The organism is Streptomyces macrolidinus, from assembly GCF_023887685.1.
Classification (GTDB): Bacteria; Actinomycetota; Actinomycetes; order Streptomycetales; family Streptomycetaceae; genus Streptomyces; species Streptomyces macrolidinus.
Map to the genome: position 1 here is coordinate 52,169 of NZ_JAMWMR010000004.1, position 23,275 is coordinate 75,443.

At 70.6% G+C, this 23,275-nt stretch carries 21 protein-coding genes; 13 read left to right on the forward strand and 8 right to left on the reverse strand.

From position 1 onward, the window contains the following. The first annotated feature begins 101 nt into the window (after positions 1-101). From NGF19_RS05990 to NGF19_RS06015, 6 genes are all read left to right on the forward strand, one after another. Positions 102-1,145, forward strand: a complete 1,044-nt coding sequence (locus NGF19_RS05990) for an NUDIX hydrolase (RefSeq protein ID WP_252422729.1) — start codon at positions 102-104, stop codon at positions 1,143-1,145. Between the two features lie 258 nt (positions 1,146-1,403). After that, the gene (locus NGF19_RS05995) at positions 1,404-3,227 is read left to right on the forward strand and encodes an ABC transporter family substrate-binding protein (RefSeq protein ID WP_252422730.1); all 1,824 of its coding nucleotides are present in this window, start codon (positions 1,404-1,406) and stop codon (positions 3,225-3,227) included. Between the two features lie 147 nt (positions 3,228-3,374). Then, positions 3,375-4,361 (forward strand): ABC transporter permease, encoded by a 987-nt coding sequence (locus NGF19_RS06000; protein WP_252422731.1) that lies wholly within the window; start codon positions 3,375-3,377, stop codon positions 4,359-4,361. Next, positions 4,354-5,274 (forward strand): ABC transporter permease, encoded by a 921-nt coding sequence (locus tag NGF19_RS06005; protein WP_252422732.1) that lies wholly within the window; start codon positions 4,354-4,356, stop codon positions 5,272-5,274. Before NGF19_RS06000 ends, NGF19_RS06005 begins: the two co-directional genes overlap by 8 nt. Beyond that, a complete protein-coding gene (locus NGF19_RS30875) occupies positions 5,271-6,392 on the forward strand; it encodes an ABC transporter ATP-binding protein (protein WP_252422733.1) in 1,122 nt (373 codons plus the stop codon). The genes NGF19_RS06005 and NGF19_RS30875 overlap by 4 nt, the downstream gene beginning before the upstream one ends. Beyond that, the gene (locus NGF19_RS06015) at positions 6,389-7,462 is read left to right on the forward strand and encodes an ABC transporter ATP-binding protein (RefSeq protein WP_252422734.1); all 1,074 of its coding nucleotides are present in this window, start codon (positions 6,389-6,391) and stop codon (positions 7,460-7,462) included. Before NGF19_RS30875 ends, NGF19_RS06015 begins: the two co-directional genes overlap by 4 nt. Positions 7,463-7,494: 32 nt before the next feature. Here the strand turns inward: NGF19_RS06015 and NGF19_RS06020 are convergent, their stop codons facing one another. Both NGF19_RS06020 and NGF19_RS06025 read right to left on the reverse strand, forming a co-directional pair. Next, positions 7,495-8,199, reverse strand: a complete 705-nt coding sequence (locus NGF19_RS06020) for an MBL fold metallo-hydrolase (RefSeq protein WP_252422735.1) — start codon at positions 8,197-8,199, stop codon at positions 7,495-7,497. Positions 8,200-8,261: 62 nt separating this feature from the next. Next, positions 8,262-9,617, reverse strand: a complete 1,356-nt coding sequence (locus NGF19_RS06025) for a dipeptidase (RefSeq protein WP_252422736.1) — start codon at positions 9,615-9,617, stop codon at positions 8,262-8,264. Between the two features lie 197 nt (positions 9,618-9,814). Between NGF19_RS06025 and NGF19_RS06030 the strand changes: the two genes are divergently transcribed. After that, positions 9,815-11,083, forward strand: coding sequence for a geranylgeranyl reductase family protein (locus tag NGF19_RS06030; protein WP_252422737.1), 1,269 nt, complete (start codon positions 9,815-9,817; stop codon positions 11,081-11,083). A 25-nt stretch (positions 11,084-11,108) separates the two neighbouring features. Here the strand turns inward: NGF19_RS06030 and NGF19_RS06035 are convergent, their stop codons facing one another. Next, positions 11,109-11,594, reverse strand: a complete 486-nt coding sequence (locus NGF19_RS06035) for a nitroreductase family deazaflavin-dependent oxidoreductase (protein WP_252422739.1) — start codon at positions 11,592-11,594, stop codon at positions 11,109-11,111. Positions 11,595-11,769: 175 nt separating this feature from the next. Here NGF19_RS06035 and NGF19_RS06040 point away from each other — a divergent pair, with 175 nt between their 5' ends. Next, positions 11,770-12,477, forward strand: coding sequence for a TetR/AcrR family transcriptional regulator (locus NGF19_RS06040; protein ID WP_252422741.1), 708 nt, complete (start codon positions 11,770-11,772; stop codon positions 12,475-12,477). Here NGF19_RS06040 and NGF19_RS06045 read toward each other — a convergent pair. The 3 genes from NGF19_RS06045 to NGF19_RS06055 all read right to left on the reverse strand — a co-directional run bounded on the left by NGF19_RS06045 (position 12,392) and on the right by NGF19_RS06055 (position 15,617). Next, positions 12,392-12,745, reverse strand: a complete 354-nt coding sequence (locus NGF19_RS06045; protein ID WP_252422743.1) for a DUF6332 family protein — start codon at positions 12,743-12,745, stop codon at positions 12,392-12,394. The two genes, NGF19_RS06040 and NGF19_RS06045, sit on opposite strands and share 86 nt — an antisense overlap. Before the next feature lie 62 nt (positions 12,746-12,807). Next, complete coding sequence (locus tag NGF19_RS06050; RefSeq protein WP_252422745.1) at positions 12,808-14,643, reverse strand: glycoside hydrolase family 15 protein; 1,836 nt, start codon at positions 14,641-14,643, stop codon at positions 12,808-12,810. Positions 14,644-14,837: 194 nt separating this feature from the next. Beyond that, positions 14,838-15,617, reverse strand: a complete 780-nt coding sequence (locus NGF19_RS06055; protein ID WP_252422746.1) for a DeoR/GlpR family DNA-binding transcription regulator — start codon at positions 15,615-15,617, stop codon at positions 14,838-14,840. A 220-nt stretch (positions 15,618-15,837) separates the two neighbouring features. Here NGF19_RS06055 and NGF19_RS06060 point away from each other — a divergent pair, with 220 nt between their 5' ends. Beyond that, complete coding sequence (locus NGF19_RS06060) at positions 15,838-16,758, forward strand: SIS domain-containing protein (RefSeq protein ID WP_252422748.1); 921 nt, start codon at positions 15,838-15,840, stop codon at positions 16,756-16,758. Positions 16,759-16,767: 9 nt separating this feature from the next. Next, positions 16,768-17,625 carry a class II fructose-bisphosphate aldolase gene (locus tag NGF19_RS06065; RefSeq protein ID WP_252422750.1) on the forward strand — a complete coding sequence of 286 codons (858 nt, stop codon included), beginning with the start codon at positions 16,768-16,770 and terminating at the stop codon, positions 17,623-17,625. Between the two features lie 16 nt (positions 17,626-17,641). On the opposite strand, the gene NGF19_RS06070 is transcribed toward NGF19_RS06065, so the two are convergent. Beyond that, positions 17,642-18,796 (reverse strand): methyltransferase, encoded by a 1,155-nt coding sequence (locus NGF19_RS06070; RefSeq protein ID WP_252422752.1) that lies wholly within the window; start codon positions 18,794-18,796, stop codon positions 17,642-17,644. Between the two features lie 74 nt (positions 18,797-18,870). Between NGF19_RS06070 and NGF19_RS06075 the strand changes: the two genes are divergently transcribed. The 3 genes from NGF19_RS06075 to NGF19_RS06085 all read left to right on the forward strand — a co-directional run bounded on the left by NGF19_RS06075 (position 18,871) and on the right by NGF19_RS06085 (position 22,448). Next, on the forward strand, positions 18,871-19,521 hold the full coding sequence (locus tag NGF19_RS06075) for an alpha-ketoglutarate-dependent dioxygenase AlkB family protein (RefSeq protein WP_252422754.1): 651 nt from the start codon (positions 18,871-18,873) through the stop codon (positions 19,519-19,521). Positions 19,522-19,600: 79 nt separating this feature from the next. Then, a complete protein-coding gene (locus tag NGF19_RS06080) occupies positions 19,601-20,827 on the forward strand; it encodes an ROK family protein (RefSeq protein ID WP_252422756.1) in 1,227 nt (408 codons plus the stop codon). A gap of 193 nt (positions 20,828-21,020) precedes the next feature. Next, positions 21,021-22,448, forward strand: coding sequence for an alkaline phosphatase family protein (locus NGF19_RS06085; RefSeq protein ID WP_252422758.1), 1,428 nt, complete (start codon positions 21,021-21,023; stop codon positions 22,446-22,448). A gap of 86 nt (positions 22,449-22,534) precedes the next feature. Here NGF19_RS06085 and NGF19_RS06090 read toward each other — a convergent pair whose 3' ends face one another. Beyond that, entirely contained in the window at positions 22,535-23,077 is a 543-nt protein-coding gene (locus tag NGF19_RS06090) for an ATP-binding protein (protein ID WP_252422760.1), read from the reverse strand. Positions 23,078-23,275 lie beyond the last annotated feature (198 nt).

Consider the following 23,275-nt stretch of genomic DNA (forward strand, 5'->3'; position numbering starts at 1 on the left):
GTCGTCGTGCGCGGGGCGGCGGACGCGCACTCATCAGCAGCGGGTTTCCATGGCAGGGTGGAGTGGGCAAGCCCCAGGGGGCCAACAGAAGAGGGGGAACCGTGACCGTCGTCTGGATCAACGGTGCGTTCGGTGCGGGGAAGTCCACGACCGCACGCGAACTGGTCGAACTGATCCCGAACAGCGCACTTTTCGACCCCGAGGTCATCGGCGGAGCGCTCCCGCACCTGCTGCCGCCCAAACGCCTCGCCGAGGTCGGCGACTTCCAGGATCTGCCGATCTGGCGACGGCTCGTGATCGACACCGCCGCCGCGCTGCTCGCGGATCTCGGCGGTGTCCTCGTCGTGCCGATGACCCTGCTGCGCCAGGAGTACCGCGACGAGATCTTCGGTGGCCTCGCCTCCCGCCGTATCCCCGTACAGCATGTGCTCCTCGCCCCGGCTGAAACGATCCTGCGCGCGCGCATAGCCGGCCGGGAGGTCCCGTCGGACCTCCCCGACGGGGAGATGGGCACCCGCCAGTGGTCCTACGACCACATCGAGCCCTATCGCACCGCCCTCGGCACCTGGCTCGCCGCCGACGCGCACCCCGTCGACACCAGCGCCCTCACCCCGTACGAGACCGCCCTGCGGATCGCCGAGGCCGTCCGGACCGGCGACGCGCCCGTCTGCGACATCGTGCAGACCCCGGAGCCGACCGCCGAGACCCTCGCCGCCGGTGTGCTCCTCTTCGACGAGCAGGACCGTGTGCTGCTGGTCGACCCCACCTACAAGGCCGGTTGGGAGTTCCCCGGCGGTGTCGTCGAACCCGGCGAGGCTCCGGCCCGCGCCGGTATGCGGGAGGTCACCGAGGAGACCGGCATCGTCCTCGACGAGGTCCCGCGGCTGCTCGTGGCGGACTGGGAGCCGCCCATACCGCCCGGCTACGGCGGACTGCGGCTCCTCTTCGACGGAGGCAGGCTCGACAGCGCGGATGCGCACCGCCTGCTGCTGCCCGGACCCGAGCTGCGCGGCTGGCGGTTCGTCACCGAAGCGGAGGCGGCCGGTCTCCTTCCGCCCGTGCGCTACGAACGGCTCCGCTGGGCGCTGCGGGCCCGTGAACGCGGTGCGGCGCTCTATCTGGAGGCGGGCGTCCCGGTCGGCTGATCCGCCCGGCGGCCATGACCCGCGTGAGGTCGACGGTGCCTCTGGCGTGACGGCGATGGGTCTGACGCGTGCGCCACCTGCTGGCTTTGCCTGGCGTGTGCGGTTCCGAGTCGAAAGCACGGCCGAATCGATGCTGTCCCGGTATCCATCGAGGCGTGGCGAAGGAACGCCACCGCCTTACCGTGAAGTGCAGCTCCTCTCTCTGGCGGCCGTGGAGCCGCCCTTACAAGCCGGATACATCATCGGCCAAGGAGGGACATGCGCGTGCACTCATCGGCCCTGACGAAGGGCCTCACGCTGGCTGCCGGGCTCACTCTGGTCCTGGCCGCCTGTAGCGGCGGCGGTGGTGGCGGCGGAAGCTCCCACAAGGGCGGCGCGGCCACCGGGCTGTCGTCCTGTGCCACCCAGGGCAAGGCCAACACCTGCAACGCCGCCGCCACCAAGACCGGCGGAACGTTCACCTACGTGCTGGAGAAGAACATCCAGCAATGGCTCGTCCAGGACTCCAACGGCAACAGCTTCGAGAACGGCGAGGCGATCAGCGTCGTCCTGCCCCAAGTGTTCGTCCCGCTACCGGACTTCAGTGTCGCGCTCAACACCGACCTGGTGACCTCGGCGACGCAGACGAGCACCAGCCCGCAGACCTTCGTCTACAAGATCAACCCGAAGGCGTCGTGGAACGACGGCACACCGATCACCGCCGACGACTTCGTCTACTACTGGCGTACCAACAACGGCAAGGACTGCCCGCCGCCCCCGGCCAGTGACTCCACGCAGACCAAGGGCTGTCTGCCGCAGAGCACGGCCGGATACGACCGGATCAAGTCCGTCACCGGGTCCGACGGCGGCAAGACCGTCACCGTCGTGATGAACAAGCCCTTCGCCGACTGGAAGCAGCTCTTCGGTGCGGGCTATCCGCTCTACCCGGCCCATGTCGCCGAGAAGCTCTCCGGCGCCAAGACCGGTGACGCCGCACATATGACGGCCGGTCAGATGGCCCAAGGCTGGCAGTACTTCCTGAAGACACCGCCCAGCAAGTACCCGACCGCCGGTCCGTACAAGATGCAGGACTGGACGGACAACGACCACGCCACCTTCGTCCCCGACCCCAAGTGGTGGGGCGCGCACAAGCCGACCCTCCAGCGGCTCGTCTTCAAGGTGATCACGGACGCCACCCAGGAGCCGACCGCGCTGCGCAACAACGAGGTGCAGGGGATCTATCCGCAGCCCGAGGTGGACCTGGTCAACCAGATCAAGGCCATCCCGGACGTCACCTACACCATCGGCGCCGGGCTGACCTGGGAGCACTTCGACCTCAACCTGCACAACCCGGTGATCGGCAAGCACCTGGCGCTGCGCAAGGCGATGTTCACGGCCATCAGCGTCAAGGACATCATGGCCAAGACGGTCGGCCAGTTCGATCCGAACGTGAAGCCGCTCGGCAGCCACAACTACGTGCCCGTACAGTCGGGTTACCAGGACGTCGTCACCGGTACCGGACAGGGCTCGGGTGATGTCGCCAAGGCCAAGCAGTACTTGACCGACGCCAAGTTCACCGGCATCGGCACGGCGCTGAAGACCCCGGACGGCAGGACCGTCGGCCCCTTCAACTGCCGTTACACGACGGGCAACCAGATCCGGCAGAGCGAGTGCCAGATCCTGCAGAGCGCCCTCGCGTCCCTCGGTATCAAGGTCACCATCAAGCCGATCGGCGCCGCCGACCTCGGCACGGTCCTCACCGGGCACCAGTACGACATCATCGTCTTCGCCTGGGTCGGCTCCCCCTTCCCGAGCGCCAACGCGCAGCAGAACTGGGTCACCGGAGGCGGTGGCAACTACGGCGGCTACAGCAACAAGGAGGTCGACAAGCTCATCAACCAGGCGGTCGGTGAGGTCGACCCCGGCAAGGCGGCGAGCCTCCTCAACCAGTCGGACGCGCTCATGGTGAAGGACGCCTATGTTCTGCCGCTGTACCAGAAGCCGACGATCCTCGCGGTGCAGACACGGTGGGTGAACATGCGGGACAACGCCACCAACGTGGGCCCGCCGTACAACGTCGCCGAGTGGGGCCTGAAGAAGTAACGGACCCGGATCGGTCCACGCCCAGGCGCGGGTGTCCGGCCCCGGCAGCCCCGGGGCCGGGCCCCGCCCCAACGGACCTCCTCCCACCGGCACTTCGAGGGAAGACGTCCGGGAACTCCCCAGAGAAGCTCTTCGAGAGAAGACCGCATGCTCGCCTACACCGTGCGCCGCCTCCTCGTCTCCATTCCCGTCCTGATCGTCTCGACGTTCGTGGTGTTCCTGGTGGTCGTCAACGCCGGCGACCCCGTGGCCAACTTCGCCGTCTCACGGCAACCCGCCCCGAGCAAGCCCGCCGTGGCCGCGTTCGCGCGACACATCCACGCCGACCAGCCGGTCGCGGAACGCTACTGGAACTGGATCACCGGAGTCCTGCACGGCGACTTCGGCCCCTCCGTCCAACCCAACCTCGACATCGGGCACGACCTGTTCACCCGGTTCCGGGTGACCCTCACCCTGGTCGCCGCCGCGATGGTCCTCGCCCTGCTGATGGCCGTGCTCTTCGGGGTGTTCAGCGCGCTGCGCCAGTACTCCGTCGCCGACTACGTCATCACCTTCCTCGGCTTCCTGTTCCTCGCCATGCCCGTGTTCTGGTTCGCCGTGCTGCTCAAACAGGCCGGTATCCGGTTCAACCAGCAGACCGGCAGCCAGTTCCTCGGCACGATCGGTGAGAAGTCGCCCTACCTCGAAGTCGACACCACCTGGAACCAGTTCACCGACCGCATCGGCCATCTCACCCTGGCCACCATCACCCTGGCCCTGGTCTCCTTCGCCTCCTGGACCCGCTACACCCGGGCCTCCATGCTGGAGGTCCTGGACAGCGACTATGTGCGCCTGGCCCGCGCCAAGGGGCTGCGCCGGGGCAAGGTCATGACCCGGCACGCCCTGCGCACCGCCCTCATCCCGCTCACCACCGTCGTCTCCCTCGACATCGGGATCATCCTCGGCGGGGCCGTGGTCACCGAGACGATCTTCCAGTGGCACGGCATGGGCGAGATGCTCGTCCAGGCGGCGACCTCCATCGACGTCTACCGGACCATGGCCTGGCTGCTGCTGTCCGCCGTGATCGTCATCGGGCTCAACCTCATCGCCGATCTTCTCTACGCCGTACTCGACCCGAGGATCCGCTATGACTGATCTCAAGGCCCCCGGCTCCCCGGGCACCGAAGTGCCGCGCGCCGACCATGAGTTCACGGTGAAGCAGCGCAGCCAGACCCAGTTGATCCTGCGCCGCTTCCTGCGCCACCGGGCCGCGATGATCAGCCTGGTCGTCTTCCTGCTGATCCTGCTGTGGGCGTTCCTCGGCCCGCATCTGTGGCACTACTCGTACCAGAAGTACACCCCGGACAATTCCCAACCACCCTCGGCCAAGCACCCGTTCGGCACCAACGCCGCCGGATACGACGCCTACGCCCAGGTCATGCGCGGCACCCAGACCTCGCTCAAGATCGCCCTCCTGACCGCCCTCGGGTCGACCCTGCTCGGCGCGGTGTGGGGTGCGATCGCGGGCTTCTACCGGGGCGTGGTCGACGCGGTCATGATGCGTGTCACGGATCTCGTCCTGACCCTGCCGCTGTTCGCGATCGCCCTGGTCATCTCCTCGCGCACGGGCGGCGACTGGTACTGGATCGCGATCGTCATCGCGGGCCTGACCTGGGCGTACGTGTCCCGTGTCGTACGCTCCACGGTGCTGTCGCTACGGGAGAAGGAGTTCGTGGAGGCGGCACGGGCGCTCGGCGCCTCCGACGCGCGCATCATCTTCCGGCATCTGCTGCCGAACACACTCGGCCCGATCATCGTGAACGCCACCGTGCTGGTGGCCACCGCCATCCTCACGGAGACCGCGCTGTCCTTCCTCGGCTTCGGCGTCCAACCGCCCGACACCTCCCTGGGGTTGCTCGTCTCCCAGGCCCAGACGGCGGTCGACACCCGGCCCTGGCTCTTCTACATCCCCGGCGCCTTCATCATCGCGATCGCCCTGACCATCAACTTCATCGGTGACGGGCTGCGCGACGCCTTCGACCCCCGGCAGCAAAGGGTGCGACAGTGACGACCACGAGCAGTGAGGGCGTCCGGGCGGGCGCCGCCACCGACGCCGTTCTCGAAGTCGACGGCCTCGGCGTGGAGTTCCCCACGGAGGACGGGATCGTACGGGCCGTACGCGGGGTCGGCTACCGCCTCGGCCCCGGCGACTCGCTCGGCATCGTCGGCGAGTCCGGGTCCGGGAAGTCCGTCACCGCCACGGCCGTGATGGGGCTGCTCCCGGCCACCGCGAAGGTACGCGGCTCGGTGCGGTTCGAGGGCACCGAACTGCTCGGCCTGTCCGACGCACGGCTGTCGGACATCCGCGGCAAGGGCATCGCGATGATCTTTCAGGACCCGATGACCTCCCTCAACCCCGTCTACACCGTGGGCTACCAGATCGCCGAGACCCTCCAGCGACACCACCCGGACATGAAGACCAGGGAGGCCCGGGTACGCGCGGTCGACCTCCTCGGCACGGTCGGTATCCCCGGACCCGAGCGCCGCGTCGACAGCTATCCGCACGAACTGTCCGGCGGTATGCGCCAACGGGTCGTCATCGCCATCGCGATGGCCAACGACCCGGACGTGATCATCGCCGACGAACCGACCACCGCGCTCGATGTGACCGTACAGGCGCAGATCCTGGACGCGTTGGAGACCGCGCGCGCCGAGACCGGAGCGGCCCTGGTCCTCATCACCCACGATCTCGGGGTGGTGGCCGGACACACCGACCGCGTCGCGGTGATGTACGCGGGCCGGATCGTGGAGACGGGCTCGGTCGAGGACATCTTCTATGCCCCGCGCATGCCCTACACCCTCGGCCTGCTCGGCTCGCTGCCCCGGCTGGACCGAGAGGAGGAACGACTCACTCCCATCAGCGGATCGCCGCCGTCACTGCTGAACCTGCCACCGGGCTGCCCCTTCGCACCCCGCTGCCCGATGCGCCGGGACGTCTGCGACCGCGACGAGCCGCCACTGCGTCCGGCCGGGCGCGACGGCCATCTCAGCGCCTGCCACTTCGCCGAGGACCTCGTCGGCACCGGAGCCGAGCAGGTCTTCGACGCGGTCGGCGCCGACTCCGAGGCCCTGGCCCGCTTCGCCGACGCGACATCCACCGGCAACCGCGAGGAGGATTCCGTATGAGCGCGCCCGCGCGGACAGCAGCCACCGCGCTGCCCCCGCTTCCCGGCCACGGCGGCACCGGCGAACCCGTCCTCCAAGTCCGCGACCTCGTCAAGCACTTCCCGGTCATGTCCCGCGGTGTCGTCCGCCGACGCGTGGGTGACGTCCACGCGGTCTGCGGGGTCTCCTTCGACCTGTTCGCGAACGAGACCCTCGGCCTGGTGGGGGAGTCGGGCTCCGGCAAGACGACGACCGCGCGCACCGTACTGGGGCTTGAGCAGGCGACCTCGGGTCAAGTCCGCTACGGCGGCCAGGAGTTGACCGAGCTGAGCCGTCGCCGAATGCGCCCGCTGCGCCGAGAGCTGCAGATCGTCTTCCAGGACCCCTACGCCTCCCTGGACCCGCGGATCACCGTGCACGAGATCGTCGCCGAGCCCCTGCGTATCCACGGCCGCTACGGCCCAGGCGCCCGCGACGAAGTACGCGAACTGCTGCGCCTGGTCGGCCTCAACCCCGAGCACGGCAACCGCTTCGCGCACGAGTTCTCCGGCGGCCAACGCCAACGCATCGGCATCGCACGGGCGTTGGCCCTGCACCCCAAGGTGATCGTGCTGGACGAACCGGTGTCGGCGCTGGACGTGTCGATCCAGGCGGGCGTCCTCAACCTGCTCATGGACCTGCAGAGCGAACTCGGCCTGTCCTTCCTCTTCGTGGCCCACGACCTGTCCGTGATGCGCCATGTGGCCGGCCGGGTCGCCGTCATGTACCTGGGTCGCCTGGTGGAGATCTCCCCCGCACGCGAACTGTTCGCCCGCCCCGCGCACCCCTACACCCAGGCCCTCGTCTCCGCGATCCCCCTGCCCGACCCGCGCAAGGAACGGGCCCGGAAGCGGATCACCGTCCACGGCGACGTACCGAGCCCCGTCGACCCGCCGAGCGGCTGCCGCTTCCGCACCCGCTGCCCCAAGTTCGCCCACGGACTGACCGACCCCGAACGCACCGCCTGCGTCGAACAGACCCCGGAACTCATCGACCGGGGCAGCGGCAACCCGGTCGCCTGCCACTACGCGGAGACGGTGCGCCTGCTGTAGACCTCCTGACGCATACGAGTCGAGGGCCCGGCTCAGTACGTGTCCGCCGCCCTCCGCAGCACGTCAGCCGCGTTCTCCAGGACCGGCTCACCATGGCCGAAGCACGCCACTTCCGTGTCGAGCGCGGCGAGTTGACGGAACGAGCGAATGGCCTGCGCCCGGTCGAGGTTGAACACGCCGAGGATGACGGCGCCGTCCGCGGGGGAGACGGCCACCGCGTCGCCCGTGAACAGGACGCCGTGCTCGGGGAGATGGAGCGCGATACTGCCGTGCGTATGGCCGGGGGCATGAACGACCCGGGCGCCGCCGCCGAAGTCGAGGACGTCTCCGTCCTCCACGCTGCCGACGCGGTCCGGTCGCAGGGGTTCGCCCCGCGGCAGACGCCGGGCGACCGCCGCCTGTACGGCGCGCTCCCCTTCCTCGAAGACCGGTGGCGGGGCGGGCAGTTGCCCCAGGACGACGGGTGCGTCCAGGCGATGGGCCAGGACCTCCGCGCCGCTCAGCGCGGCGAGTTCGGCCGCTCCGCCCATGTGGTCCTCATGGAAGTGGGTGAGCACGATGCGCCGTAGCTGAGACACATCCAGGCCAAGTGCCCTGATCGCCTCGGCGATCGGTGCGCCGGAGCCCTTCACACCGGCATCGACGAGGGTCAACTCGTCGTCGTCGCACCAGAGACAGGCCTGGCCGACCACGAAGCGCAGAAGGTGAAGACGAGGAAGGAGCGGGATGACGTCCATGCCCCGACCGTAGGCAAGGCCCCCGCCCGAAGGCAGGGGCCTCAGCCATGAGCAGAGGGGGATCAGCCCGCCGCGTAGTTGCGCAGGAACAGCGCCTCCGTGACCGACAGACGCTCCAACTCCTCCGGGGACACGCTCTCGTTGACGGCGTGGATCTGCGCCTCCGGCTCGCTCAGGCCGATGAGGAGGATCTCCGCCTGCGGGTACAGCGACGCCAGCGTGTTGCACAGCGGGATGGAGCCGCCCTGGCCCGCGTACTGCATCTCCTCACCGGGGTACGCGACCGCCATCGCCTCGGCCATCGCCGCGTACGCCGGGCTGGAGGTGTCCGCGCGGAACGCCTGACCCTGCCCCACCTGCACCGTCCGCACCCGGGCACCCCACGGCGTGTGCGCCTCGAGGTGGGTCTGGAGCAGCTTCGTCGCCTCCGCCGCGTCCGTGCCCGGCGCCACCCGCAGGCTCACCAGCGCGCGGGCGCTCGCCTGCACGGACGGCGTCGCGCCGACGACCGGCGGGCAGTCGATACCGAGGACGGTCACCGCGGGGCGCGCCCAGATACGGTCGGCGACCGATCCGGAACCGATCAACTCCACCCCGTCGAGCACCTTGGCGTCCGCGCGGAACTGCTCCGGCGCGTACTCCACACCCTCCCAGTGCGCCTCGGAGGACAGCCCGTCGACGGCCGTCGAACCGTCCTCGGCCCGCAGCGAGTCCAGGACCCGGATCAGCGCGGCCAGCGCGTCGGGCGCGGCCCCGCCGAACTGACCGGAGTGCAGATTGCCCTCGAGCGTGTCGATCGCGACCTGGACGAGGGTCATCCCGCGCAGGGTCGAGGTGACCGTCGGCAGGCCGACCCGGAAGTTGCCCGAGTCGCCGATGACGATGGCGTCGGCCGTGAGGAGGTCGGGGTGCTGCTCGGCGTACCGCTCCAGACCGCCCGTGCCCTGCTCCTCCGAGCCCTCCACGATGACCTTGACGTGCACGGGCACGCCGCCGTTGGCCTTGAGCGCGCGCAGCGCCAGCAGATGCATGACGACGCCGCCCTTGCAGTCGGCGCTGCCCCGTCCGTACCACCGGCCGTCCCGCTCGACCAGTTCGAAGGGCGGCGTGGTCCAGCCGGCCTCGTCCAGCGGCGGCTGCACGTCGTAGTGCGCGTACAGCAGGACCGTCTTCGCCCCCTCGGGGCCGGGCAGGAAGCCGTACACCGACTGCGTGCCGTCCGGGGTGTCGAGCACCGCCACGTCCTGGAAGCCCTCGGCGTGCAGGGCGTCGGTGATCCAGCGCGCGGCGCCCTCGCTCTCGCTCCTGGCGAACTGGTCGAAGTCCGCCACCGACTTGAAGGCCACCAGTTCGGTGAGCTCCTCCTTCGCCCTGGGCATCAGAGAGGCGACGGTCTCGGCGACCGGATTCGACGACATGGGCACGCTCCTTGTAGGTGCGATGGTGTACCGATGGGTATCGCGGTGTATCGGTGTACGTGATCGTATGGGCGTATGCGCGTCCTGGTCGGTCGTGCGTACGCAATGCCGATCCTCCCACAGCGGTCCGTACGGACGTCGCCGTAGGATGCGGGGGACAGGTGCGGCAGGTGGCTTGATCGGAGCAGTAGACCATCGTGAGCAGCGAGAACTCTTCGGCGGACGACGTGCAGCGGGTGTGGGACGTCGTCGTGGTGGGCGCGGGACCCGCGGGAGCGTCGGCCGCCTACGCGGCGGCGGTCGCGGGGCGCAGCGTGCTGGTGCTGGAGAAGGCGGAACTGCCGCGCTACAAGACGTGCGGAGGCGGCATCATCGGCCCGTCGCGCGACGCGCTGCCGCCCGGCTTCGAACTCCCGCTGCGCGACCGGGTGTACGCGGTGACGTTCGCCAACAACGGCCGCTTCACCCGTACCCGCCGCTCCAAGCAGATGCTGTTCGGGCTGATCAACCGCCCCGAGTTCGACCAGCAACTCGTCGAGCACGCGCAGAAGGCGGGCGCGGAGGTGCGTACGGGGGTGACGGTGTCCCGCGTCGAGCAGCACGGCTCGGCGGTGCCGGACCGGCGCACGGTCGCCGTCGTCCTGCAGAGCGGCGAGACGGTGCTGGCGCGGGCGGTCGTGGGCGCGGACGGCAGCGCGAGCCGGATAGGCGCGCATGTCGGCGTGAAGCTCGACCAGGTCGATCTGGGCCTGGAGGCGGAGATCCCGGTGCCCGAGACCGTCGCCGAGGACTGGAAGGGGCGGGTGCTCATCGACTGGGGCCCGCTGCCCGGCAGTTACGGCTGGGTCTTCCCCAAGGGGGACACGCTGACCGTCGGTGTGATCTGCGCGCGCGGTGAAGGCGCGGCCACCAAGCGGTACTTGGAGGACTTCATCGGCAGGCTCGGGCTCGCCGGTTTCGAACCGAGCATCTCCTCAGGGCACTTGACCCGTTGCCGTGCCGACGACTCGCCGCTGTCGCGCGGGCGGGTGCTGGTGTGCGGCGACGCGGCCGGGCTGCTGGAGCCGTGGACGCGCGAGGGGATCTCGTTCGCGCTGCGGTCGGGGCGGCTCGCGGGGGAGTGGGCGGTGCGGATCGCGGAGGCCCATGACGCGGTCGACACCCGCCGCCAGGCCCTGAACTACGCCTTCGCCATCAAGGCGGGCCTGGGTGTCGAGATGAGCGTCGGCAAGCGGCTGCTCGCGGTGTTCGAGCGCCGCCCCGGCCTCTTCCACGCGGGCCTGACCGGCTTCCGCCCCGCCTGGAAGGCGTTCAAGGAGATCACGCAGGGCGCCACGACCCTGGGGGAGATCGTCCGCTCCCATCCGATCGCCCAGCGCGCTCTGGTCGGGGTGGACCGCACGCCTTCCGGTGACGCTGCCGGTTCCGGTGAGGCTGCCGGTTCCGCTGACAAGGCCGGTTCCTGAGGCTGTTCCCGCGTCTGTTCCGGCGTCACTTCGTGACGGAGATGCGGAAGACCGGGTGGTCGGGCGCCGCCGCGATCAGTTCCTCGTCGGAGGACTTCGCCGTGACGCCCTGGAAGAACTGGTTGACCTCCCAGCCCCACCGCTCCAGATAGGTCCGCAGGATCGGGAGCTTCTCCTCGTCGGGAAGCTCCACCGCGGTGAACGCGCGGACCTTGCGCCCCACGCGCAACTCCCCGCCACCGGCGACCCGCATGTTGCGCACCCACTGCGAGTGCCCGCGGGCCGAGACGAGGTACTGCGTGCCCTCGTACGTGTGCGGGTTGACCGGGATGCGCCGCAACTCCCCGGACTTGCGGCCGCGCACGGACAACTCCGCCGCGCCCGCGAGGCTGATCCCATGGCGGGCGAGCCAGCCGACGGCGTTGTTGAAGCGGTCGTTCATCGCCGTGCCCTTGCGGTAGTACGGCGAGGACGGGGTCGGCGAGGAAGAGGAAGAGGAAGAGGACGACATGGGGACCCCCACGGGTTGATGTGCGTGAGCAGTGCTCTCGCGAGATTCCGAGAGCGGTGCTCTCGCTTGTGAGAAGTATGCAGGGGAGCGGCGCTCCAAAGCAAGAGCAGTGCTCTCTAATGTGGGCGCCGCTCCAAAACGTGTGCACCGCTCCGAAAGCTGGCAGACTGCCCCCATGAACGCTCCCCGACCGAACGCCCCCCAAGGAGCCCGCGCCCGCGCCCGGATCGAGGTCACCGCCGCCATCAAGGACGAGGCGCGCAGACAGCTCGCGGCGGAAGGCGCCGCCAAGCTCTCCCTGCGCGCCGTCGCCCGCGAGCTCGGCATGGTCTCCTCCGCGCTCTACCGCTACTTCCCGAGCCGCGACGAGCTGCTGACGGCGCTCATCATCGACGCGTACGACTCCCTCGGCGCGGCGGCCGAGGCCGCGGACGCCAAGGCCGCTGGCGCGGTCCCCGCCGAGCGGTGGGTCGCGGTGTGCGAGGCCGTGCGCGGCTGGGCGCTGGCGCATCCGCACGAGTACGCGCTGATCTACGGTTCACCCGTGCCCGGGTACTCCGCGCCGGAGACGACCATCCCGTCCGCCGCGCGCGTAGGCCTGCTGCTGATCGGCATCGTGCGCGACGCGTACCAGCGGAACGGCGTGGCCCGTACCCCGCTGCCCGCCGAACTGAAGCCCGAAGCGCAGCGCATGGCCGCCGCACTCGCGCCCGACCTCCCGCCGGAGGCGATCGCGAGCATGATCGCCGCGTGGGCGCAGCTCTACGGACTGGTCGGCTTCGAGCTGTTCGGGCAGTTCAACAAGGTCGTCGAGGACCGCGAGGCGTTCTTCCGGCACGCGGCTGCCCGACTCGCTCATGAAGTGGGGCTGGTGTTCTCGTAGGAGAAGTGGCGCGCCCGAAGCGCAGCAGCACGCTGACGACGCGTACGACGAAGAGCACGGCGGCCACGACGGCGCCCGAGACGACGAGCGCATGCCGCGTCGAGCCGGAGAGATGGAAGGCGAACGCCGGTCCGGCCACGGCCCCGAAGGCCAGCGCGGCGGCGAACGCCGCACTGCACAACGCGTATCCGATCTCGACGGTGATCGCGTCCCGCTCCGCCTGGCTACGACGCTGTGCGCGCCCGGTCGTACGCCCGCTGCTCCCCATGCGCCGAGTCAAGCAGGCGGGTGCCCGGCGAGGCAACATCGTCACGGGGTTTCGGGCGAACGTCAGCCCAGTGCCCGGTCCAGGTTGAACGCCGCGCTGATCAGCGCCAGATGCGTGAACGCCTGGGGGAAGTTGCCCTGTTGCTCCCCGGTGTGGCCGATCTCCTCGGCGTACAGGCCCAGATGGTTGGCGTAGGTCAGCATCTTCTCGAAGGCCAGGCGCGCTTCGTCGACGCGGCCCGCGCGGGCCAGCGCCTCGACGTACCAGAACGAGCAGATCGAGAACGTCCCCTCGTCGCCGCGCAGTCCGTCCGGGCTCGCCTGCGGGTCGTAGCGGTAGACCAGTGAGTCGGACACCAGATCCTGTGTCAGCGCGTCGAGCGTGGAGAGCCACTTGGGGTCGGTGGGGGCGATGAACTTGGCCAGCGGCATCATGAGCACCGCGGCGTCGAGCACGTCGCCGTCCTCGTGCTGCACGAAGGCCTGACGCGCCTCGCACCAACTCCGTTGCATGATGCGCCGGTAGATCGTGTCGCGGCACTGCTGCCAGCGGAGCAGGTCGGCGGGCAGGCCGCGGTGGCGGGCCATCCGGATGCCCCGCTCGATCGCGACCCAGCACATCAACCGCGAGTACAGGAAGTTCTTGCGCCCGCCCCGGGTCTCCCAGACGCCCTCGTCGGGCTGGTTCCAGTGGTCGCAGACCCAGTCGACCAGCGCGCAGACGTCGTCCCACTCGGCGCTGGAGATGGGCTGCGCCCACTTGTCGTAGAGGTAGATCGAGTCGATGAGGGCACCGTAGATGTCGAGTTGGAGCTGGTCGACGGCGGCGTTGCCGATCCGGACCGGTGCGGAGCCCTGATGGCCTGCCAGATGGTCGAGTTGACGCTCGGGCAGGTCCGTGCGGCCGTCGATCCCGTACATGACGTGCAGGGGGCCGGTGGGCCCGCTGTTGCCCGGAGTGATGTGCCGGGTCACGAACTTCATGAACGCCTCGGCCTCGCCGGCGAAGCCGAGCCGCAGCAGGGCGTAGACGCAGAAGGCCGCGTCGCGTACCCAGACGTACCGGTAGTCCCAGTTGCGTTCGCCGCCGATCCGCTCGGGCAGGCTGGTGGTCGGCGCGGCGACGATCGCGCCCGTCGGGGCGTAGGTGAGCAGCTTCAGCGTGAGGGCGGAGCGGTGCACCATCTCCCGCCACCGGCCGCGGTACCGCGACGCGGAGATCCAGCGCCGCCAGTACGCCACCGTGGTGCTGAACTGCTTCTCCGCCTCCCTGCGCGCGCACATGCGCGGCGGCAGCTCCTCGTTGATCTGGTCCAGCGAGAACACCGCCGTCTCGCCCTCGGCGAGCTTGAAGTCCGCCCAGACGTCGTGCTCGTCGCCCTCGAGCGGCATGGTGGACGTCAGCGCCAGGGACAGATCGGCGGAGTCGAAGACCGCCACGTCGCCGAGCAGGCGGACCGTGTGGGGCCGGGAGCCGTAGTCGAACCGGGGCGCCACCCGCACCCGGAACGGAATGGAACCGCGTACGCACAGGACCCGCCGGATCAGCCGGTGCCGCTCGGCCTCGATCGACTCCGCGCCGACGGGCATGAAGTCCTGCACCTCGCCGAGGCCCTCCTCGGTGAAGAACCGGGTGATCAGGACGTTGGTGTCGGGGAAGTAGAACTGCTTCGTCCGCGCGGGCACGGTCGCGCCCAGCTCGAAGGACCCGCCCCGCTCCGCGTCCAGGATCGAGGCGAAGACGCTCGGGGCGTCGAAGGCCCCGGCGCAGTACCAGTCGATGGTGCCGTTGGTTCCCACCAGGGCCACGCTGCGCAGGTCACCGATCAGTCCGTGCTCGGCGATCGGGAGATACCCGGAGGCACCGTCCAACGGCCGGTCCTTCGGCGATTCGGTCATCGCACCCTCCTGACCAGCCGATACGTGCCTCGCGTGCGCCAGCTCGTCCCGCAGCTCCCAGCTTAGGCGCAGCGGGGGAGGGGAGCACCAGGCGTGGAGCAGGAGGAGGGTGGACCACCTCGTGCGCGTGAACCACCACGGCCGTGCCTCGGCCCGTTCCGCAGACCGTGCCGGACCGTGCCTCGGCTCGTGCCTCAGACCGTGATCACCCGCAGGCCGGTCTCCTCGAACCGCCGCACCATGTCCGCCTCCGCCGCCGTGTCCGTGACCAGGGTGTCCACGGACTCCGCCGCGCAGATCCGGGCGAACGCGCGCTGTCCCAGCTTGCTGGAGTCCGCCGCGACGATCACGCGGTCGGCGCGTTCGCACAGCAGACGGTTGACGGCCGCCTCGGCCTCGTCGTGCGCTGCCGCGCCGTGCGTGACGTCGAAGGCCACGACGCCGAGCACCGCCACGTCCAGGGTGATCTGGCCGAGCACACCGTCCGCGAGCGGGCCGATGAGTTCGTACGACTGTGCGCGGGCCACCCCGCCCGTCACCACGATCTTGAACTGGGGGCGTACGGCCAGTTCGTTCGCGATGTTCAGCGCGTTGGTGACGACGGTCAGCGCAGGGGAGCCGCTCGCGAGATCGCCGCGCACCGCGAGGGCCCGCGCGACCTCGGTCGTGGTGGTGCCGCCGGTGAGGCCCACCGCCTCGCCGGGCGCGACGAGACCGGCCACCGCCTGCGCGACGCGCTGCTTCTCGGAGGCGTGGCGGGCGGTCTTGTAGCGCAGCGGAAGCTCGTACGAGACGCCGTGCACCACCGCGCCGCCCCGGGTGCGTACGAGCATCTGCTGCTCGGCGAGCCGGTCGAAGTCGCGGCGGATCGTCGCGGCCGACACCGCCAGCTCGGCCGCGGCCTCCTCGACGTCCAACCGGCCCCGCTCGACCAGCAGTTCCAGCAGCGCCTGCCAGCGGGCGTCGCGGGACATCCGCACTCTCCGTTCCTCGATCTCCCGGTGACCCTAACGCACCCTGCTCCGCGCCTGTTCTGCTCCGTCCCGCCCCCTGTCGCGCCACGAAGCGCGGGATGACGTCCGGCCCAAATGCTTGATGATGCTCGAAAGGTGGCTATATCTTGCAGGAACACGCATGGGCAGTGGATACGGAACACGCACGGACAGTGGACACGCAGGGCGGGGAGGCCGTGGCATGACGTATGTCGAGGACGAGCTGAACAGTCAGCCCGAGTGCTGGAGTCGCGCGGCCGAGGCCGCGGAGGCGCACGGGGACACGCTGCCCTCGGCGGGGGAGCGGGTCGCGATCGTGGGGTGCGGGACCTCGTACTTCATGGCCCAGGCCGCCGCCGTGCTGCGCGAGAGCGCCGGGCACGGCGAGACGGACGCCTTCGCCGCGTCCGAGTTCCCCCACGGACGCCCCTACGACAGGGTCGTCGCCCTCACTCGGTCCGGGACCACCACCGAGGTCCTCGAACTCCTCGGCCGACTGCGCGGACGGACGCGGACGACCGCGATCACCGCCGACCCGCACACCCCCGTGATGGAGTCCGCGGACGACACGGTCGTCCTCGCCTTCGCCGACGAACGCTCCGTCGTGCAGACCCGGTTCGCCACCACCGCCCTCACGCTCCTGCGCGCCCATCTCGGCCTGCACACGGACCGCGTGGTCGCCGACGCCCGCAGCGCGCTGGAGACCCCGCTGCCCGAAGGCCTCGTCGACTGCACGCAGTTCACGTTCCTCGGCCGCGGCTGGAGCGTCGGTCTCGCGCACGAGGCCGGGCTGAAGATGCGCGAGGCCGCGCTGGCCTGGACGGAGGCCTACCCGGCGATGGAGTACCGGCACGGCCCGATCAGCATCAGCACCCGGGGAACCGCGACCTGGATGCTCGACGAGGCGCCGGAAGGCCTGGCCCGGCAGGTGCGGGAGACCGGCGCGCTGTGGGTGGCCGCGAGCCTCGATCCGCTCGCCGAACTCGTCCGTGCGCAGCGGCTCGCCCTCGCGGTGGCCGCCGCGCGGGGGCTCGACCCCGACCGGCCCCGCCATCTGACCCGTTCGGTGATCCTCGCGCCCGACCCGAGCGCCAACCGAAGCGCCGACCGAAGCGCCCGCTGAGGAGGAACCGTGCCCCTCGCAGCCACCGGTGAGCTGGTCGCCGCTGCCGCCGCCGCGCGCGGTGCCGTCGCCGCGTTCAACGTCATCACCCTCGAACACATCGAGGCCGTCATCGCGGGCGCCGAGCGCGTGGACGCGCCGGTCGTCCTCCAAGTCAGCGAGAACGCCGTCAAGTTCCGCCACGGACGCGTGCTCCCGCTCGCCCGCGCCGCCGCCGAGGCCGCCGAACGCGCCGCGGTGCCCGTCGCTCTCCACCTCGACCACGTCCGCGACGACGACCTGCTACGGCAGGCCGCCCGCGCCGGGTTCAGCTCCGTGATGTACGACGCGGCCCGCCTGCCGTACCAGGAGAACCTCGCCGCCACGCGCGCCGCCACCGACTGGGCGCACGCCCAAGGACTGTGGATCGAGGCCGAGTTGGGGCGGATCGGCGGCAAGAACGGCGAGGCGCCGCCCGATCCGCACGCACCCGGCGCCCGTACCGACCCCGGTGAGGCCGCCGCCTTCGTCGCCGACTCCGGGGTCGACGCCCTCGCCGTCGCCATCGGCAGCACACACGCGATGACCACCCGCACGGCCGCGCTCGACCACGGGCTGCTCAAGCGGCTGAGCGCCACGCTCGACGTACCGCTCGTGCTGCACGGCTCGTCCGGGCTGCCGGACGAGGAACTGACGGGGGCGGTCGCGGGCGGCATCGCGAAGGTCAACATCGGGACCGCACTGAACGTCGCCATGACCGGCGCGATCAGGGAGTTCCTCGCCGCGCACCCCACGGCGGCCGACGCCCGCACCTACCTCGGTGCGGGCCGGGACGCGATGGCCGGGGCCGTGGCCCGCCTCATCAGGGTGCTCGGGGCCGTCCCGTGATCCCGGCGGGCGCGCTCTACCGCTTGACGGCCTTCAACACCACGAACTTCGCGTCGCTCGCGACCAGTTCGCAGGCACCGAACAGACGGCGCAGCGTGACGTGATAGCCCAGATGACGGTTGCCGATCACCCACAGCTCGCCGCCCGGCCGCAGGGCGCGCCGCGCCCCGGTGAACATGCGCCGGGCCGTGGCGTCCGTCGTCGCCTGATGGGAGTGGAACGGCGGGTTGTTGAGGACGAGGTCGACGCTTCCGTCGGGCACGCCCGCCAGCCCGTCGCCCACCCGGAACTCCGCCGCCCCGTCCGCGTTCTCCCGGTAGGTGGCCTCGGCCGAGGCCACCGCCTGGTACGACTCGTCGACGAACAACACCTCCGCTTCGGGGTGGGTCAGCGCGGCGGCCAGACCGACGATCCCGTTGCCGCAGCCGAGGTCAACGATCCGCTCGGCGCCCCGGTCGTGCGGCAGGTGCCGCAGGAAGAACCGGGTGCCGATGTCGAGGCGGTCGGCGCAGAAGACGCCCGCGTGGTTGGTGACGGTCCGGCCGGACAACGGGCCGATGCCGTCGGGAAGTCGATAGCGGTACGGCCAGGGGCTGGTGCCCCGCTCCCGCTCCCGCTCCGGGTCGGGGGTGCAGAAGATGAGCCGGGCCTTCTGCTCGGCGAGCGAGGTACGGGTCGGGCCGAGGATGCGCTCGAACAGCTTCAGCGTCGAGGTGTGGATCTCCTTGACCATCCCGGTGCCGACGATCACCGTCCCCTCGTGCACCGCGGGCGCCAGCCGGTGCAACTGGTCCTCCAGCAGCGCGAGGCTCTTCGGCACCCGGACGAGCAGGACGTCGATACGGTCGGGGGGCGCGTCCTGGGTGGTGAGCAGGCGCACCGCATCGCTGTCCACGTCCACGCCGCTGCGCCGGAGGTTCGCGCGGGTGGCCTCGTGGGCCAGGAACGAGTCGGTGATCTGGATCGGCCGGTGGGCCGCGAGCGCCGTGGTGAGCGCGCCCCACCGGTCACCGAGGATGACCACCGTGCCGTTCGACAGGGTGCCGCTCGCGGCCAGGTGCCGCAGCAGATACGCGTCGGAGGCGTCCCAGGCGCGCAGCCGGTCACGGGGATCCTCGGGGAAACGGGTCAGCGCGTACGCGCCCCACGGCGTGGTCATACGGTCGTTCATCGTGCGTCCAGGCTATGCGACCGGGGAGAAGGGCCGGGCACCCGCCTGGCTGTGGGGTACGTGATGATGGGGTGATGGACGCCGAGCTGTTCCCGCGAAGCCGCAGGGAGATCACGCCGGGCGCGGTCCATGTGCCGGACTGGCTGGACGCGGACCGCCAACGGCGCCTCCTCGAAGCCTGCCGGGAATGGGCCAGGCCGCCCGCCGGTCTGCGTACGGTGCGCACTCCCGGCGGCGGCACCATGACCGCCCGGCAGGTCTGCCTCGGCCGGCACTGGTATCCGTACGGATACGCCCGCACGGCCGTCGACGGCGACGGCGCCCCCGTCAAGCCGATGCCCGACCGGCTGGCCGCCCTCGGCCGTGAGGCGGTCCGGGCCGCGCTCGGCCCCCGGGCGGTGCCCGCCGAGCCGTACGACATCGCGCTGATCAACTTCTATGACGCGGATGCCCACATGGGCATGCACCGTGACAGCGACGAGAAGTCGGACGCCCCCGTCGTCTCCCTCACCCTCGGCGACTCCTGCGTCTTCCGCTTCGGCAACACCCGGACCCGGACGCGTCCGTACACGGACGTCGAACTGCGCAGCGGGGACCTGTTCGTCTTCGGCGGCGCGGCACGGCTCGCCTACCACGGGGTGCCGCGCGTGCATCCGGGAACGGCGCCGCCCGAGCTGGGGCTGACGGGGCGGCTGAACATCACGCTGCGGGTCAGCGGCCTGTGACCGGCCTCGGAAGGGACGGGCGGGAAGGGATGAGCGGTCCGGGATCGTCCCTGGTAGGGATCATGGGAGACTCGCCCTCATGAACGGAAAGGCGGGCCCCCGCGCGGCGACCACACGGACGCGGCTGGACCGGGGGCGCGGGGCGCTCGGACCCGCGTTGGAGCTGGTGCACACCGGACGTGCGCCGACGCGTGCCGTGCTCACGGCGGAACTGGGCATCACCCGGGCCACCGCCGGAGCGGTCGCCGCCGAGTTGGCGGCGCTCGGGCTGATCCGGGTCGACGCGCACCCGAACGCGGCCGGTGCGCAGGGCCGCCCCTCGCACCGGCTGGAGGTCGCCGAGGACGGGCCCGTCGCGCTCGCCGCCCAGGTGCACGCCGACGGCTTCCGGGCCGCGCTCGTCGGGCTCGGCGGCCGGATCGTGGCGACCGCGCCCGGCTGCGGGACCGTCGGCGCCGACCCGGCGAAGGTGCTCGGCTCGGTGGTCGAGGCGGGCGCCGAACTGCTGCGGCAGACCGGGCGGCGCTGTGTGGGCGCCGGGCTCGCCGTGCCGTCCGCGGTCACCGAACCCGAGGGCCTCGCGCTCAACCCCCTGCATCTGGACTGGTCGGCGGGCGCGCCCGTGCGCGAGGTGTTCGCCGAGCGGGTGCGGGCCGCGGGCATCACCGGGCCCGTCTTCGCCGCCAACGACATCAACCTGGCCGCGCTCGCCGAGCACCGGCACGGCGCGGGCCGCGGCTCCCGCCAGTTGCTGTGCGTGGCCACCGGGCACCGGGGTGTCGGTGGTGCGCTGGTGCTCGACGGCCGTCTGCACACGGGCAGTTCGGGGCTGGCCCTGGAGGTGGGGCACCTCACCGTCCGTCCCGAGGGGCACCCCTGTCACTGCGGCAGCCGCGGCTGTCTGGACGTGGAGACGGACCCGCCCGCGTTCCTCATGGCGGCCGGCCGCGCCGAAGGCCCCGAGGTCTCACAGCTCCAGCAGGCGGTCGACCTGATCCGTACGCGCTATCCGGCCGACCCGGCGGTGCGCACCGCCGTCGAGAAGCTGATCGAGCGGCTGGGCCTCGGTCTCGCCGGGCTGGTCAACATCCTCAACCCCGACCGCATCATCCTCGGCGGGCTGCACCGCGCTCTGTTCGAGGCCGCCCCCGAGCGGCTGCGCGCCGTCGTCGCCGACCGGAGCCTGTGGGGCCGCAGCGGCGGCGTCCCCATCCTCGCCTGCACGCTGGACCACAGCAGTCTGGTGGGCGCGGCCGAGGTGGCCTGGCAGCCCGTGCTGGACGATCCGCTGGCGGCACTGACCTGAGCGCAACGGGTCTACGGCACACGGATGTTGGCGATAACAGATGGTCCGCCCCCTTTCTCCTCATCGGACACATGTTCACCATCAGTCTCTGATTTGCCCCGCACGGTCTGGGCAGAGAATGATCGGCGGCCCGTCAGGATGATCTGACGGTCCGTCACTTCGTGAGTTCTCGCGCTCGACAAGGGGGCAAAGAGTGGCTGAGTTGACGCGTCGTAGACTTCTGGGTTCGGCCGCGGGCGCGCTGGGCGGCGCCGCGGCGCTCTCCCTTCTTCCACCGAGTGTCCAGAAGGCCGTTGCCGCCGAGCCGCCCCGGCGCGGCTCGTTGAACGAGATCGAGCACGTCGTCCTGCTGATGCAGGAGAACCGTTCGTTCGACCACTACTTCGGCACTCTGGCGGGGGTCCGGGGCTTCGACGACCCGCGCGCCCTCAAGCTGGCGGGCGGACGGTCCGTGTTCTACCAGCCCGATGCCGAGAACCCGAAGGGCTATCTGCTGCCCTTCCATCTCGACACCCATACCTCGAACGCGCAGGCCATCCCGTCCACCAGCCATGCCTGGTCCGTGCAGCACCAGGCGTGGAACGGCGGCAAGATGGACCAGTGGCTGCCCGCCCACCGCAAGGCCGACGGGGTCAACGGGCCCTATGTGATGGGGTATTACACACGCGAGGACATCCCGTTCCAGTTCGCCCTCGCCGAGACCTTCACCATCTGCGATCACTCCTACTGCTCGGTGCTCGGCCCCACGTGGCCCAACCGCCTGATGTGGATGACCGGTTCGATCGACCCGGGCGGCACCCGGGGCGGTCCGGTCATCAGCAACGCCGCGCCGACTCCGTACCGTTGGACGACGTATGCCGAACGACTCCAGGCGGCGGGCGTCAGTTGGAAGGTGTACCAGCAGAACGACAACTACGGCTGCAACATGCTCGAACGGTTCGCCGCGTTCAAGAACGCCAAGCCGGGCTCCGAGCTGTACGAGCGCGGCGTACGCCCGCAGCCCGAGGGTACGTTCGAGGACGACGCCCGCGCTGATCGTCTCCCGGCGGTGAGTTGGCTCATCCCGACGAGCCTGCAGTCGGAGCACCCCGACTATCTTCCGGCGGCCGGTGCCGACTTCGTGGCCTCGAAGATCGAGGCGATCGCGTCGAACCCGAAGGTGTGGCGCAAGACCGCCTTCATCCTCAGCTACGACGAGAACGACGGCCTGTTCGACCACGTGGCCCCGCCGACCGCACCGCCCGGTACCCCGGACGAGTACATCCAGGGCCAGCCGATCGGCGCCGGGTTCCGCGTCCCGACCCTCATCATCTCGCCCTGGACGGTGGGTGGTTGGGTCGCCTCCGAGGCCTTCGACCACACCTCCGCCCTGCGGTTCCTGGAGCGGTTCACCGGGGTGGCGGAGCCGAACATCAGCGCGTGGCGGCGCCGTACCTTCGGCGACCTCACGAGCGCCTTCCGCTTCCGCGACGCCGGCTCCCGCCCGCCCGCGCTCCCCGACGACACCGCCGAGCAGTTGACAAGGGCGAAGGCGGAGGCGGCGAAGCTGCCGAAGCCGACGTTCCCGGGCGCGGCGCAGACCGTCCCGCACCAGGAGAAGGGCCGTCGTCGGCGCGTGTGACCACTGAGTGACGTGTGGCCCCTGAGTGGCCTGTGGCCTCTGAGCGCCCTGGCGAGGCGCGTCACGCGAAGGTGCTCACCGCCCGGTCAGCCGACGACGGCGGACCGGGCGGGAGCGTGACGCGGCCGATGATCGTCGACCGCGTGTCCCGGGGCGGGCGGCTCCAGCGCCAGGTCGTACGGGGTGACACCGTCGTACGGGGTGACACCGCGTATCGGCCTGGTCGGGGTGGAGACGCGCGCCGGAAGCGTGAACCAGACGACCTTGCCCGAGTCGCCGTCCGGTTGCGCTCCCCAACTGTCGGCCACCGCCGCGACCATCGCGAGCCCGCGTCCGCAGGTGGCGGAGAGATCCACCTCGCGCACCACCGGCAGGCGAGGGTCGTGGTCGTGCACGGAGACGGTCAGCCGGTCGAGCAGCAGTTCCATCTCCACGGTGCAGGTCTTGTCGGGCCGGGCATGCAGGTGGACGTTGGTCAACAGCTCCGTCACACCGAGCGCCGCCCGGTCGATCAACGGATCGAGATGCCAGTAGCGCAAGTGCGCCGATACGATTCTGCGGACCTGACCGATCCGCGACGGCAGGGCTTGGAGCTCCACCGTGTACTGCCTGCTTGGCTGGCTGATCACGGCTGCGACTCCCCGAATTGAGGTCCGGAAGAAGACGGAGAACGGATCCAGCAGGATGGCCGGACATGCATGCCGCCTGCTGTGCGGCTGAGTGCTCCGGCCGCCTGGTGCGGAACGGCTTCGCACGAGGGCCGCCCGCTGTCCTGACCGGCGGGCTGGTTCTTCAGCGTGATCGCCGGTAAACCCAGAGTGATGTGA